The organism is Streptomyces sp. NPDC054842 (genome assembly GCF_053611025.1).
The window spans coordinates 1-13845 of the sequence record NZ_JBSGZN010000007.1; the positions used below are offsets into that span (position 1 = coordinate 1).

The window sequence follows — 13845 nt, forward strand, 5'->3', positions numbered from 1 at the left end:
ATCGGTGGGGGAAGGCCCGCGCAGGACGCCGCCGGGCGGATGAAATCGCAGGTGAGAGGGACTACCCAGGCGGCTCGAACAGGGCTCGCGGGTGCAGGACACACGCGGACGCAAAGGCGGGTAGGACCTGTTGCACCCCCTCTCCACCGCCTCGCATCCCCATGTTCCGGGTGCGTACCCCCCTCTCCGCGGGCCGCGTTCCGCCTTTCTGCGGGTCGCCCCCGGGCGCACCCCCATCCGCGCGGCGGACGACCCCCACACCCGCCGCCCGTGCGGCCCTCCCGTACGGGCAGGGCACCGCCCGACTCCTCCGTACCGGCTGCGGGCCGCCCGTACGCCGGGCCGGTGGTGGGGGCCGTACGGGAGCCGCGGAGACCGTCGTGCACGAAAGGTGGGGACCGGCTACCGATGTCCGCCCCGCGCCGCGGCGGCCAAGGTGAGGTGCAGTACCCCGGACCGCCCGCAGCACTCATGACCGGGCGGAAGACCTATCAAGGAGCAGCAGATGGGAGCACCCGTACCCGTCGGAGTGGTCGCACTCGACCCGGTGCTGGAGGCCGGCACCCGCAGTACCCTGCTCAGCTGTCCGGAGCTGGCCGTGTGCGAGCCCGACGACGCCCGGGTAGCCGTCCTGACCGTGGACCGGCTCGGCCCGGAGGAACTCGACATGGTGCGCGTCGCCCGCGGCTACCGCCTGCGTCCCGCCGTCGTTCTGGTGGCCGGCGCCCTCGCGTCCGGTGACGCCCTGCACGCCCTCGCCGCCGGTGCCCGCGGCCTGCTCCTGCGCCGGGAGGCCGACGCCTCCCGTCTGCACCACGCGGTGCTGGCAGCGGACCGGGACGACTGCACCCTGCCCCCCGAACTGCTGGAGCAGTTCGCGGACGACCAGGCGAACACCCGCCCGCAGAGCGGCGGTTGGGCCGGAGGCACGCTGTCCGACCGGGAACGCTCGGTGCTGCGGCTGGTCGCCGACGGGCACGAGACGGCGGAGATCGCCCAGCAACTGGCCTATTCGCCACGGACGGTGACGACCGTCGTCCACGACATCACCCAGCGGTTCCGGCTCCGCAACCGGGCCCACGCGGTCGCCTACGCGCTCCGGGCGGGTCTGCTGTGACGGCCACCCTGGTCGAAGCGCCCCCGGCGCCCGCTGCCGCCTCCGGGCCTCTCGCGCCCCCTGCGCCGGCCCCGCCCACTGCCGCCGTGATCGAACCGTCCCCGACGCCCGCTGCCGCCTCCGAGCCCCTTACGTCCCCTGCGCCGGCCGCGCCCACCCCGCCCCTGACCGTCCGTGTCCTGTCCGCACCCGGCGCGGACCGCGTCCGTGCCCTGGCCCGCCGTGCCGGCTTCGCCTGTGCCGCCGAGCAAGGTGTGTGCGGACCGCCCGACAGCGTCACGGTGGTCGTCGCGGCCGACGCCGAACGGGCTCTGCGCGGTGTGCTGGACCCCGCAGGACTGCTGCTCGTGTGCGACACCGTCAGCCGTACGGGCCGGCTGCTGGCCCTGCGCACCGGCGCGGTCGTCCTCAGGGCCGCGGACCTCGGCGCGGAGACTTTGGCGGCCGCCGTACGCCGCGCCGCCCATCCTCATCCGACCATCCCCTACCCGGAGCTCACCCATCTGCTGACCGCACCTCTGGAACCCGGACAGCCGGAACAGGCGTTAGGCAGACAGATGTTGACGGCACGTCAGTCGTCAGTGCTGCGCCTGGTGGCCGAAGGGCACGCCAACGCGGACATCGCCCGCCTGCTGGACTGCTCCGAACACACGGTCAAGAACGTCATCTACGAGATCATGGCGCGTCTGCAGGCCCGCAACCGGGCCCACGCGGTCGCACAGGCCGTACGCCACGGCCTGGTCTGACGCACCGAGGACTCCCACGCGGGGGACGGGAAGCACGGACACCGGGCCGGAAAGGTCCGGGAGGGTCCGCCCGTCACCCCGCGTCGTCGTGCCGAACGGCGGAGCGGAGGGGAGACGGGGCCGGCAGGCAGCGGACCTCCAGGCAGGCGTCGGCGGTGGGGAGCTGCCCGCACGGATGTCAGAAGGCGGGCGCCGGGCAGCGTGGACCTGCGTGCACCGAGGTCAGAAGGCGGGCGCCGGGCAGCGTGGACCTGCGTGCACCAAGGTCAGAAGGCGGGCGTCGGCAGCAGTCGCGGCTCGACACGTTCCTCGACGACCCGCTCGCCCTCGCGGCTCACCAAGTAGGCGGCCTTGCCCGGCAGTTCCGTCACGACCTCGGCCAGTTCGGTGCCCCGGTAGACCAGGCCCACCCCGTCGTCGGTGCAGTGGGCCGCGGTGAAGGTGCCGTCGGCGACCATCCGGTGGATCAGGGGGCGACGGCCCGCGTCGGAGTCGTAGTGCACGCCGTTGCCGTACGGGAGCAGGCCCAACCCTCCTGTGACCGGGCGCAGTTCGGGACCGAAGGAGTCCGTCGCGCCGCCTTCGAACCAGCAGATGGAACCCGCGCTGACCCCGGCCAGCACCACACCCGCCTGCCACGCGCGCCGCATCACCACGTCCAGTGCGTGCACGCGCCACACGGCGAGCAGGTTGGCCACCGAGCCGCCCATCACCCACACCACGTCGTGGTCGAGGACCGTGCCCTCGACGTCCTCGACGTTCGGCATGGGGAAGAGGTGCAGCGGGGTCAGGTCGAAGCCCGCCACACGGGCCGCCTCGGACACCCGCGCCGTGACGTGTTCGGCGTCCCCCACCGCCGTGCCGACGTGGAGGATGCGCGGGCGCCTGCCGTGCACACCGGAGAGGTCGACCGCGTGGTGGACAAGGGCGTCGAAGAGCACCCGGGTACGCGCCCCGACGCGGTGGCCTCCGGAGGTGGCGAGGATGGTCGGTTCGGCGGCGCTCACGCCCGTGATCGTAGCGCGGGCCCCGCACCGGTGAAGTGGGGAAGTCGTGAAAGTGGACCGCCCGTTGCGGCTTTGACGGGAACGGGCGGCGGCACGGCGGGAACCGGTCCCCGCCGTGCCGCCCTGTGTGCCGTCACGGTGTCCGCAGGGCCACGGCCGCCGCGTACCCCGCCGGCACCAGGACGTCCCGCACGGTCCACCCCGGCGACGGAGCGGCCGGCAGCGGACCGGTGCCCACGTAGTCGAGCGCCGGATCCCGCACCAGTCCGGTGCCCAGCCCCTTGAGGTAGGCCTCCTTGCGCACCCAGGCCCGGGTGAACGCGGCAGAACGCTCGTGCGCGGGCAGCCGCGCGAGCTCCTGCGCCTCCGCCACGTGCAGCGCGGACTGCGCACCGAGCACCGCCTGAGCGGTGGCCAGGGCCTCCACGTCGACACCGACCGGCGCGGGGGCGAGCGCCACCATCACCAGGTCCCCGCTGTGCGACAGGGAGAAGTGCACCCCGGCCGTGCGCAGCGCCGGCCGTCCGTGCGGACCACCGCAGCCGGCGCACGGCTCCCGCATCAGCGGCAGCGCCTCGGCGCGGATGCCGAGCAGGACGCTCAGCACGCTGCGCAGCGCCGCGTGCGCCACCACGTAGGCGTCGCGGTCCCGGTCGCGCCGGAACGCCCGCGCCCGTGCCCGTTCCTCCGCGTCCAGGAGCTCCCGCGCCCGCCGCAGCGCCCGCTCGTCCTGTGCGCCGACCTGGGCCAGGTACAGCTCCAGCGGCCCCCGCAGCGCGCGCGGACCGGGCGCGTACGTCCGGTCGTGCAGTCCGGACAGGTCCAGTACGGCCGGGCACAGCCGTTCCGGCGGCGGCAGCGCCGGAGGGGCGTGGGCCGGCAGCGTGAGGAGACGGCCCGGACGGCCCTCAGACATCTGCCCCGGCCAGCCGGCGACGCAGGCTGAGCGGGCGCATGTCCGTCCAGATCACGCCGATGTGGTCCAGGCACTCCTGCCGGCTGCCGCTCAGACCCTCCGGGTACCAGCCCGCGGGCACCTCGCGGTCCGCCCGCCAGATCGAGTACTGCTCCTCGTCGTTGCGCACCACGAGGTACTCCTCGTCGGTGCCCGGGCGGGCTTCCTCGCCGCCCGCGCCGGTGGCGGAGTTGGGTTGCGTCACGGTGAACCTCCCGCAGGTGATGGTGGCCGGCCGCAGGTCAGGGGCCGACGCTGCCAGCGTGCCCGGCACCGGTCCCCGGGGGCAGGGACGAACGCGCCGGACCGGCGGCGTGCGTTGCTGCCGGTTCTTCTCTGGTGACCGAGGGTCGCGGCGCGGGACGGTGCTGTCCGGCCGGGGCGCCCGGCAGCCCGGCGGCGGCTCCCGCCCCGGCCGGGCGGCGGGATTCCCGCGCATCCCCTTTCCGGAAGGAGCACGCGATGTCGGACCAGCACGCACCTGTCCTGCTGCCGGGCGGAGGCTGGCGGCTGTGGGACCAGTTCGCGCTGCGCGGCCCCGGCTTCCCCGCCGACGGCGTGCTGCGCCTGGCCCCGCCCGGACTGGCCGAGGCCGCCGACAAGTTCGGCCCCGGCACGGAGCTGTCCGGGCCGGAGTGGCTGGCGTTCACCGAGGAACTGTCCACGGCCGCCGTACACACCGCCCGCCATCTCCAGGAGGTCGCCGCCCAGCCGCGTTTCCAGGCGGCCCTCGCCTGGCAGAACCCCGCCGTCCTGCGCACCGGCATCGCGCCGTTCCTGCGCTGGACGCCGGGCGTGGACAACCGCAGCAGCATGCCGCGCCAGCGCGAGGAACTGGTAGCGCACTACTGGCAGCGGTTCTGCGTGAAGAACGACACGATCGGCTTCTTCGGCCCCGTCGGCTGGGGCCGCTGGGATCCGTCCGAGCCGGCTGCCGTGACCGTCGACGCGGGGAAGGGCTTCCTCGCCGCGCAGGAGGTCTACTTCTCCGGCTGGGCGATCGACGCCCTGGCCAAGGTGCTCGGCGAGGACCAGCAGCTGATGCGCTGGATCCCGCCGCGACGGGTGTCCTTCGTACGGTGTGAGGACGGCGAGGTACGCATGCCCGGACGCCCCGCCCAGCGGGCCGTCGCACGCGAACTCGCCGTGCTGGAGCGGTGCGACGGCATTCGCCACGCGGAGGCCATCGCCGCCGAGCTGGACCTCGACACCGATGCCGTGCTGCACACCCTCGGCGCGCTGCTGACCCGTCGCTGGGTGCACTGGCGGCTGGAGGTGCCCGCGGCCACCCACCCGGACCGCGCCCTGCGCGCCATCCTGGAGCGGGTGCCCGACGGGTCCGCACGGGAGCGCGCGCTGGACAGGCTCGCCGTACTGGAACGGGGCCGGGACGCCGTCCGCGCCGCCCGCTTCGACGCCGCCGCCCTGACCGCCGCGATCGGTGCCCTGGAGGCCGACTTCGCCGCGCTCACCGACAGCGAGGCCCAGCGCGCCAAGGGCGCCCGCACCGCACCGTGCCGGGGCCTGGTGTACTCCGACGCCCGCCGGGCGGCCACCGCCACCGCCGGTGCGGGACTGCTGGCCCACCTGGAGCCCCTGCAACTGTGCCTGACGGCCGCCCGCTGGATGACGAACCGCTTCGCGAAGGACATCCGCGCCCGGCTGCACACCGTGTACGACCGGCTGCGCGCGAGCGGGGAACGCGTGGACCTCGCCTCGATGTGGCTGCACACCCTGCCCTCCCCGCACCCCGACGCCGGCGACCTGATCGACGCCGCCCAGGCCGAGCTGCGCGCCAAGTGGGCGCGGATCATGGAGCTTCCGCCGGGCGCGCGCCGGGTCCGGCTGAGCACGGCCGAGCTGGCCGAGCGGGTACGGCGTGAGTTCGACGAGCCCGGCGACGGCTGGTCGCTGGCCCGCTACATCAGCCCCGACGTCCTGGTCATCGCCGAGGACGACGCGGCCCTGGCCCGCGGTGACGTCCAGCTCGTCCTCGGCGAGATGCACTGCGCGCTGAACACCATGGGTGCCTCGCTCTTCGTGTACCAGCACCCGGACCGCGACGAACTCCTCGCCGAGACCACCCGGGACTTCCCCGGCTCCCGCCTGCTGCCCACGCTGCCGAAGGAGCTCCCGCTGAAGTGGTCCACGCGCAGCCGGCCCTCACTCGACCGGCCCGAGGACCACTACGTGACCCTGGTCGACCAGACCGGGGACCCGCACCGCCCCCGCACGGTGCTGAGCGCCGACGTCCGGGTCGAGGAGCGGGACGGCCGGCTCAGCGCCGTGCTGCCCGACGGCACCACCCACGACCTGCTCGACGTCTACGCCAACACCCTCACCCAGCGCGTCATGGACCGCTTCACCCTGCGCCCCGAGGGCGAACACACCCCGCGCATCACCATCGACCGCATGATCGTGGCCCGGGAGACCTGGCAACTGCCCGTCTCGGACGTCGATTTCGCCGACGAGAAGGTGGAGGCCGCCCGGTTCGTGCGGGCCCGGCACTGGCAGCGGCGGCACGAGCTGCCGCGGTTCGTGTTCGTCGTGTCCCCGACCGAACCCCGCCCGTTCTACGTCGACTTCGACAGCCCCGTGTACACCACGATCCTCGCCAAGGCGGCCCGCAGGCTCGCCCGCAAGGACCCCGAGGCGCGGCTGAAGGTCAGCGAGATGCTGCCCACCCCCGAGCAGGCATGGCTCACCGACGACGAAGGCCGCCGCTACACCTCCGAACTGCGGTTCGTGGCCGTCGACCAGACCGTCGCCGGCGTGGGGGAGGACTGATGCGTACGGTCGCCGACGACATCGCCGCGCACGCCGCCCGCACCCCGGAGCGGATCGCCCTGACCACCCCCACCCACGAGGTCACGTACGCGCGGCTCGCCGCCCGCGTCGAGGAGATCGCCCGGCTGCTGCACAAGCACGGCGTCCGTCCCGAGACGGTGTGCGCCGTCGCCGTCGAGCACGGCACGGACGCGGTCGCGGCCATGGCGGCCGTCCTTCGCTGCGGCGCCGCTTTTCTCACCCTGGACGTGGGACAGCCCCGGGAGCGGCTGACGGCCTTCGTCCGCAGCGCGGACGCCCGCCTGCTGCTGACCACGTCAGCGCACGCCGGCCTCCTCGGTGAGACCCTGCCCACCGCCCTGCTGGACCGGCCCGCGCCGGCCACGAGCGCCCCGCCGCCGCACCCGGTCGACCCCCGCGCCCTGGCCTACGTCAGCCACACCTCCGGCAGCACCGGGGAGCCCAGCGCCGTCCTGATCGAACACCACGCCCTCGACACCTACCTGCGCGACACCGCCCACGCCTTCGGCCTCGGCCCCGACACCGTGGCCCTGCAGACGGCACCCCTGGGCTACGACGCCTCGATCCGCGACACTTTCGCGCCCCTGCTGGCCGGAGCACGCCTGGTGATCGCGGACCGGGCCACACTGCTGCGCCCCCAGGAGTTCGCCCGTACCGTCCGCGAGCACCGCGTGACCGCCCTGCTCAGCGTCACCCCCTCCTTCCTGTCCCACCTCGCCGGAACGCCGGGCCTCACCGACCCGCTGGCCGGCGTCGCCCTGGCCGCCTCCAGCGGGGAGTCGCTGCGGCCGTTCCTCGCCGCCGGCGGACGCACGCTCGTGCCCGGCCGGCTCGTCAACCAGTACGGACCGACCGAGTGCACGATGACCACCACCCGCCACGGCGTGCCCGCCGAGCCCGACCCGTCCGCCGACCTGGTCGGCCTGCCCCGGACCGGCACCTCCGTGCGGATCCTGGACGCGGAACTGAAACCCGCCGCCGACGGCACGGTGGGCGAGGTGTACATCGGGGGAGCGGGCCTGGCGCGCGGCTACGGCGGGCGGCCGGCCAGGACCGCCGAGTGCTTCGTCCCTGACCCCTTCGGGCCGCCCGGCGCACGCCTCTACCGCACCGGCGACCTCGGGTGGTGGGGCGAGGAAGGGCTGCACTACGCCGGCCGCACCGACCGGCAGGTCAAGATCCGCGGCTACCGCGTGGACCCGGCCGAGGTCGAAGGCGTCCTGCTGTCCCACCCGGGCGTCACGGGCGCCGTGGTGACCCCGCACAGCGACGAGCGGGGGCGCGTGTACCTGCTCGCCCACGTCACCGGCGACCTGGCCGGGACCACGGATGCCGCTCTGCGCGGTCACCTCGCCCGCTCGCTGCCGCCCCACCTGATGCCGCGAAGGTTCCAGCGTCTCGACACGCTGCCCACCACCCGCGGCGGCAAGGCGGACCGGCGCAGGCTGGCCGCCGGGAGCAGCCGATGACCGCCACCGGCCTGCGCGTCGGCACCGACGCCGTCCCCCGCGACGACACCCTCGCCCGCGGCCGCGCGGGCCTCGGCCCCGCCGACCTCGAAGCCGCCGCCGCCCGCATCGCCCCCTACGTCGTCCGCACGCCCCTGCTGCGCGGTCCCGCGACGGCGGCGTACGGCCCGCACCTCCTCCTGAAGGCCGAACACCTCCAGCTCGGCGGCTCGTTCAAGACACGCGGCGCCGCCAACGCCGTCCTCGCCCTGGGCGCCGACCGCGTCGTCACCGGCTCCTCCGGCAACCACGGCATCGCGCTCGCCGGGCTCGCCCGCATCCTCGGGATCCGGCTGACGGTCGTCCTCGCGGCGGGCGCCGCCCCCGCGAAGGCCGCGGCGATCCGGGCCCGCGGCGCCGAGATCGTCCGCGTGGGCGGCGGGGTGGCCGAGCGCGAGGAACGCGCCCGGACGCTCGCGGAGGAGACCGGCGCCGTCCTCGTCCCGTCCTCGGACCACCCCCTGGTGGTCGCCGGGCAGGGCACCGTCGGCACCGAAATCCTCGCCGACGCCCCCGGCACCGAGACGGTGTACGTCCCCACGGGCGGCGGCGGACTCCTCGCCGGCGTATGCCTCGCCGCCACCGGCCACCCCGTCCGGGTGGTCGGCGTCGAACCCGCCCTCACCCCGCGCTACGCCCGCTCCCTCGCCGCCGGCCGGCCCGTCCAGTTGCCGCCCACCACCACCGTCGCGGACGGACTGCGCGGCCAGCGCCCCGGCCGCGTCCCCTTCCCGGTCATCCGGGACCGCGTCGACGACCTGATCGCCGTCGGCGACGCCGAGATCCTCGCCGCCACCGCCCTGCTGCACCGCCACGGCGTCCACGCCGAACCCAGCGGAGCCGTCGCACTGGCCGGAGCGCTGCGCGCCGGCCGCCGCGAACGGGCCGTGGCCATCGTCTCGGGCGGGAACACCCCCGCCCGCCTGCACAGCCCGCACCGCACCCACCCCGACCCGCACACCGCCACCCACCTGAAGGAGTACACGTCATGACCCCCAACGCCGCCACCGCCGCCGCCACTTCGGTCAGCACCGTCGACCTGCTCGTCGACATCTTCCGGGACGTGCTCGGCCTGCCCGACCTCACCGAGGACACCGACTTCTACGAGGCGGGCGGCGACTCGCTCACCGCCTTCCAGATCACCGGCCGCCTGGAGGAGGCGCTCGGTGCGGACGTCCCGGTGTCCCTGGTCTTCGCCTACCCCACGCCGCGCGACCTGGCCGAGGTCGTCGACGCCGACTACGGCACCGCCTGACCCGTCCCGGCGGACCAGCACGGGCCACGACCGTCCACCCACGCTCGCCAAGGAGAGCCGTGCCATGACCGAAGACTTCGTGCCGTCCCTCGGCCGCTGGCGGCTGTGGGAGCAGTTCGCCCTGCGGGGGCCCGGCTTCCCCGCCGACGGGGTGCTGCGCCTGGCGCCGGCCGGACTGGCGCAGGCAGCCGACAAGTTCGCCGACGACGACGCTCTCGACGGTGCCCGCTGGGCGGACTTCGCCGGGCTCTTCGCGGACGCCGCCGTGGAGACCGCGCACACCCTTCAGGACATCGCCCGCCTGCCGGCCTTCCGGGAGGCACTGGCCTGGCAGAACCGGACGGTCCTCACCTCGGGCATCGCGCCGTTCCTGCGCTGGACGCCGGGCGTGGACAACCGCAGCAGCATGCCGCGCCAGCGCGAGGAACTGGTCGCGCACTACTGGCAGCGGTTCTGCGTGAAGAACGACACGATCGGCTTCTTCGGCCCCGTCGGCTGGGGCCGCTGGGACGCCACCACACCCGGCGTCACCATCGACACGGGCTCCGGACTGATCGCCGACTCCACTGTCTACTGGGCCAGTTGGGGCATCGACGCCCTGGCGAAGACCCTGGACGCCGACCCCGGTCTACGGGAGTGGATCGCCCCCCGGCGGGTGCCGTTCGTGGCCCTCGACGGGGACCGCGTGCACGTACCCGGACGCCGCCCCGTGACCGTCTCCGCCGAGGCGGCGGCCGTCCTCGCGGCATGCGACGGCGTCAGGCCGGCCCGGCGGATCGCCGCCGAACTCCCCGACATCGACGTGCCCGCCGTCCTGAACGATCTGGTCACCCGCCGCTGGGTGGCGTGGCGGCTGGAGGTCCCCGCCGGCACCCACCCCGACCGCGCCCTGCGGGCCTGGCTCGACTCCGTCGACGCGCCGGAACCGCGCAAGCGCGGCACGGCCGCCCTGGACCGGCTGGAGCGCGGCCGCGCCAAGGTGGCGGCGGCCCGTGACGTGGACGCGCTGACCGAGGCGATGGCGGAACTGGAACGGGACTTCACCGACCTGACCGCCACGGCCGCTCTACGGGAGAAGTCGGCGTCGACGGCACCCTGCCGGGCGCTGGTGTACTCCGACACCCGCCGCTCCGCCACCGCCGGCCTCGGCCCCGCCGTGCTGGAGGCGCTGCGCCCGCTGCGGCTGCTGATGGACAGCGCCGCCTGGCTCACCTCACGACTGGCCGCGACGGTGACGGCCGAGACGCGCCGCGTGTACGACCGTCTCGCCGCCGAGGGTGAAGTCGACCTGGCGTCCTTCTGGTTCGCCTGCCTGCCGGTACTGCACGGCACCGCCCGCAGCGGCGCCGACGAGCTCCAGCGGGAGTTCGCCGCACGCTGGCAGCGCATCCTGGATGTCCCCGAGGGCGCCCGCCGGGTGGCCGTGGCGACGGCGGACATCGAGGCGCAGGTAGGGGAGGCGTTCGCCGGTGCGGGCGGCGGCTGGACCGCGGCCCGCTACCTGAGTCCGGACGTGATGATCGCCGCCGACGGAGCGGAGGCCGTGGCACGCGGCGACTTCACCCTCGTCCTCGGCGAACTGCACCTCGCCGCCAACACGCTGGGCGCCTCCCTCTTCACCCACCAGCACCCGGACCCCGACGAACTGGTCCGCCTCACCGACCGGGACCACCCCGGCCCGCGACTCATGCCCCTCATCCCCAAGGAGCACCGCTCACGCCTGTCCGCCCGCGTCCGGCACACTCTCGTACGCCCCCAGGACCACCAGGTCGCCCTCGCCGACTTCACCGCGGACCCCGCCCGCCCCCGGACCGTCCGCAGCGCCGACGCGACCGTCGAGGAGCGCGCCGGCACGCTCGTCGTCCGGCTCCCGGACGGCTCCGCCTTCCCGGCGGTGGACGTCTTCTCCCACGTCCTGACCACGCTGGCGATGGACCTCTTCCAGCTCCTGCCGCAGGCGGACCACACGCCCCGGGTGACCCTGGACCGCATGGTCGTCGCCCGCGAGACCTGGCAACTGCCCGCCGCGGGAGCCACGTTCGCCGACGAGAAGGATGAGGCCCGGCGCTTCGTCCGCGCCCGCCGCTGGCACACCGGGCTCGGCCTGCCGCGTCATGTCTTCGTCGTCCTGCCGACCGAGTCGCGGCCCTTCTACGTCGACTTCGACAGCCCCGTCTACGTCACGATCCTCGCCAAGGCCCTGCGCCGCCTGTCCCGCAAGGACCCCGACGGCACCTTCACCCTCACCGAGATGCTCCCGACGCCGGAACAGACCTGGCTCACCGACGACGAAGGGCGCCGCTACACCTCGGAGCTGCGGTTCGTGGCCTTCGACACGGAGCAGAACGCGGAGGTGAACGCCTGAGCAGACGAGAGAGCGCGGGTGAGCGGACAAAGGTGCGCTCACCCGCGCACGCACGGCCTTGTCAGACGCGGGCTTCTTCCAGCAGACCTGCCGCGCGTGCGGTGCGCTGGTACAAGACGTGGCGTCCGTCTCTGACCTTGGTGACGAGGCGTGCGCGGTGCAGGGCGCCGAGGTGGTAGGAGACGGTGCCCGGTGTGTATCCGATCCGGGCGGCGAGTTCGGTGGTGGACCGGGGGGTTTCGAGGTCCGCCAGCAAGGCCGCTCGGGTGTTGCCGACCACTTGCGCGATCCTTTTCGACCTGCGACTCCTGCCGGCCCCGATCCGCTGGGCCGGGTAGTAGAGGACGAACTGTCCGGGAGTGTCGACCTGGATGACGACGGCGGGCCAGTTGAGCACGCCGGGGGCGAGGACCAGGTCCCGGCCGGTGACATCCATGTCGCCGTCCCACGACGTGGCGAGCGTGACCGCGTCGCCTGCCCACTCCACGGTGGGATGAAGTGCCCCGATCGCCCGGCCGAAGCCATGGGTGGCGATGGTCGTCGCGCGGTGGGCGATGTCCCGATCCATGATCGAGCGCAGGTCGGGCCAGCCCTCGGCGAGGACTTCGCGCCAGAAGCGGGCGAGCCCGTTGGCGATACGCCGCTGCATCCGCCCCGACTCGGCGACCCGTCGGGTCGTGGCCGGCAGCGGTCTGCTCCAGTGGGTCCGGGTGTAGGTGAAGACCTGGGTTTCGAGGTCGTCCTGCGCCGCGGCCTCGATCTGCGCGATCTGCTCGTCGAGCAGGTCACCGCGTTGCGCGTCCGCCCCCGGCTGAGGGGTGAGCAGGTCCGGCGTGTAGGTGTCGCCGTCGCGCGGCAACAGGTCCGCGAGCAGGGCAACGTCCGGATGGGCAAGTGACGCGCGGGCGAGTGGCCCGGGATCTCCGAACACCGGGTGCCGTCCCGACGCCGCGGTGAGTCTCAACCACGCCATGGACTCCGACGCCGGTGAAGGGGCGAACCGCGTCCTGGCCACGGTGTCGGCATCTACACGCAGAGTAAACACCACATCGACGCTAGCAGTCGTCGCGGAGGATTTGAACCGGCTCGAATCCTTTCCGGCCCGAGGTGCGCGGATGGTTGAGTCGTGGTGCCGAACAACGGCAGCAGCGTTCACCGCCTGATCCGAGGCGGTCGTCTCCGCACGGCCTGAGGTCGTGCACCCGTCATCCCGAGAACCTGGAGTTGCCATGGTGAGGTTGAAGGACACGTCGAAGGTGGCGAGCCGGACGAGGACGGTAGGCGCTGTCGGCAGGCGAGTTACGCGGACGGGCGCAGGTTCGTCGGTCGCCGTCGCTGCCGTGCTCGGACTGAGTCTGGCAACCGCCGGTCCCGCCGGAGCTACGGAGGCCGGCTCCTGGCGTGCGTACGGCAACACGAATCCGATCACCTCAAGCTCCGCCACGTGGCAGTGCGCCGGCAGCAAGACGGTCGCCACCTCGGTGCTCGCGCAGGTCTGCGCGATCAGGTCGTCGGGCGGGGGCACCGTGCAGGCGGCGGTGATCGTGCGCAACAACCGGTCCAGCCTGTTCAGCGCGAGCGCGAACATGGACCTGTACACCGCCGCCTCGGCCGCCTACCTGGGCGACTGGGCGTGCGCGTCATCGGGGGTCGGGGCGAACTCGTGGTCCGTGTGCTTCGGCAAAACCCTCAGCAAGCCCAGCTCGGTGAAGGTGAACTCGGCAGGTCTCCTCAACAACGTCAACCTCGGCCAGTCACCGAACGTCTGAACCGAACCCACCGGGTGGCGTGAGTCCCGCGCGTCCTGCCCGGTCACCGGCTCCTGAACCTCACGGTGCACGGGAGATGAGCCGGCGGCGATCCGGGCTGACAGGACGCTCGCCGGACCCTCTGTCCGCGGGCCCGGCCATGGCTCCGCTCGGCATCGGGTTCGTCAGCAGCCCGCTTGCCCTTGCCTGAAGGCCGGTGACGCCGACGTCCCGGTCCACGCTCGCGGCGGTGCGCAGCTACGTGGCGCGGACGCCACGAGCAGGGCCTGTGTCGCCAGTTGGGCCACTAGAGTGCGCCGTGGCACACAGGACACC

At 73.9% G+C, this 13845-nt stretch carries 12 protein-coding genes; 8 read left to right on the forward strand and 4 right to left on the reverse strand.

Translation table 11 applies throughout. The features are described 5' to 3' along the window. The first annotated feature begins 505 nt into the window (after window positions 1–505). Both ACWGIS_RS07475 and ACWGIS_RS07480 read left to right on the forward strand, forming a co-directional pair. Window positions 506–1117: a LuxR C-terminal-related transcriptional regulator gene (locus ACWGIS_RS07475; protein WP_453361440.1), complete on the forward strand. Its 612-nt coding sequence runs from the start codon at window positions 506–508 to the stop codon at window positions 1115–1117. 86 nt (window positions 1118–1203) lie between these two features. After that, window positions 1204–1863, forward strand: coding sequence for a response regulator transcription factor (locus ACWGIS_RS07480; protein WP_453361441.1), 660 nt, complete (start codon window positions 1204–1206; stop codon window positions 1861–1863). A 266-nt stretch (window positions 1864–2129) separates the two neighbouring features. On the opposite strand, the gene ACWGIS_RS07485 is transcribed toward ACWGIS_RS07480, so the two are convergent. The 3 genes from ACWGIS_RS07485 to ACWGIS_RS07495 form a co-directional block, all read right to left on the reverse strand. Next, a complete protein-coding gene (locus tag ACWGIS_RS07485; protein ID WP_453361442.1) occupies window positions 2130–2870 on the reverse strand; it encodes a Type 1 glutamine amidotransferase-like domain-containing protein in 741 nt (246 codons plus the stop codon). A 133-nt stretch (window positions 2871–3003) separates the two neighbouring features. After that, window positions 3004–3786, reverse strand: a complete 783-nt coding sequence (locus tag ACWGIS_RS07490; RefSeq protein ID WP_453361443.1) for a 4'-phosphopantetheinyl transferase family protein — start codon at window positions 3784–3786, stop codon at window positions 3004–3006. Beyond that, window positions 3779–4030 carry an MbtH family protein gene (locus ACWGIS_RS07495; RefSeq protein WP_453361444.1) on the reverse strand — a complete coding sequence of 84 codons (252 nt, stop codon included), beginning with the start codon at window positions 4028–4030 and terminating at the stop codon, window positions 3779–3781. The genes ACWGIS_RS07490 and ACWGIS_RS07495 overlap by 8 nt, the downstream gene beginning before the upstream one ends. Window positions 4031–4287: 257 nt before the next feature. On the opposite strand from ACWGIS_RS07495, the gene ACWGIS_RS07500 reads away from it, so the two are divergent. The 5 genes from ACWGIS_RS07500 to ACWGIS_RS07520 all read left to right on the forward strand — a co-directional run bounded on the left by ACWGIS_RS07500 (window position 4288) and on the right by ACWGIS_RS07520 (window position 11761). After that, the gene (locus ACWGIS_RS07500) at window positions 4288–6612 is read left to right on the forward strand and encodes a lantibiotic dehydratase (protein WP_453361445.1); all 2325 of its coding nucleotides are present in this window, start codon (window positions 4288–4290) and stop codon (window positions 6610–6612) included. Then, window positions 6612–8102, forward strand: coding sequence for an amino acid adenylation domain-containing protein (locus ACWGIS_RS07505; RefSeq protein ID WP_453361446.1), 1491 nt, complete (start codon window positions 6612–6614; stop codon window positions 8100–8102). Before ACWGIS_RS07500 ends, ACWGIS_RS07505 begins: the two co-directional genes overlap by 1 nt. Then, on the forward strand, window positions 8099–9133 hold the full coding sequence (locus ACWGIS_RS07510) for a threonine ammonia-lyase (RefSeq protein ID WP_453361447.1): 1035 nt from the start codon (window positions 8099–8101) through the stop codon (window positions 9131–9133). The genes ACWGIS_RS07505 and ACWGIS_RS07510 overlap by 4 nt, the downstream gene beginning before the upstream one ends. Next, window positions 9130–9396, forward strand: coding sequence for an acyl carrier protein (locus ACWGIS_RS07515; RefSeq protein ID WP_453361448.1), 267 nt, complete (start codon window positions 9130–9132; stop codon window positions 9394–9396). The genes ACWGIS_RS07510 and ACWGIS_RS07515 overlap by 4 nt, the downstream gene beginning before the upstream one ends. Window positions 9397–9460: 64 nt before the next feature. Next, window positions 9461–11761, forward strand: coding sequence for a lantibiotic dehydratase (locus ACWGIS_RS07520; protein WP_453361449.1), 2301 nt, complete (start codon window positions 9461–9463; stop codon window positions 11759–11761). A gap of 61 nt (window positions 11762–11822) precedes the next feature. Here ACWGIS_RS07520 and ACWGIS_RS07525 read toward each other — a convergent pair whose 3' ends face one another. Further along, window positions 11823–12734, reverse strand: coding sequence for an ArsR/SmtB family transcription factor (locus ACWGIS_RS07525; protein WP_453361450.1), 912 nt, complete (start codon window positions 12732–12734; stop codon window positions 11823–11825). A 367-nt stretch (window positions 12735–13101) separates the two neighbouring features. Here ACWGIS_RS07525 and ACWGIS_RS07530 point away from each other — a divergent pair, with 367 nt between their 5' ends. Continuing rightward, window positions 13102–13530: a hypothetical protein gene (locus ACWGIS_RS07530; RefSeq protein WP_453361451.1), complete on the forward strand. Its 429-nt coding sequence runs from the start codon at window positions 13102–13104 to the stop codon at window positions 13528–13530. Window positions 13531–13845 lie beyond the last annotated feature (315 nt).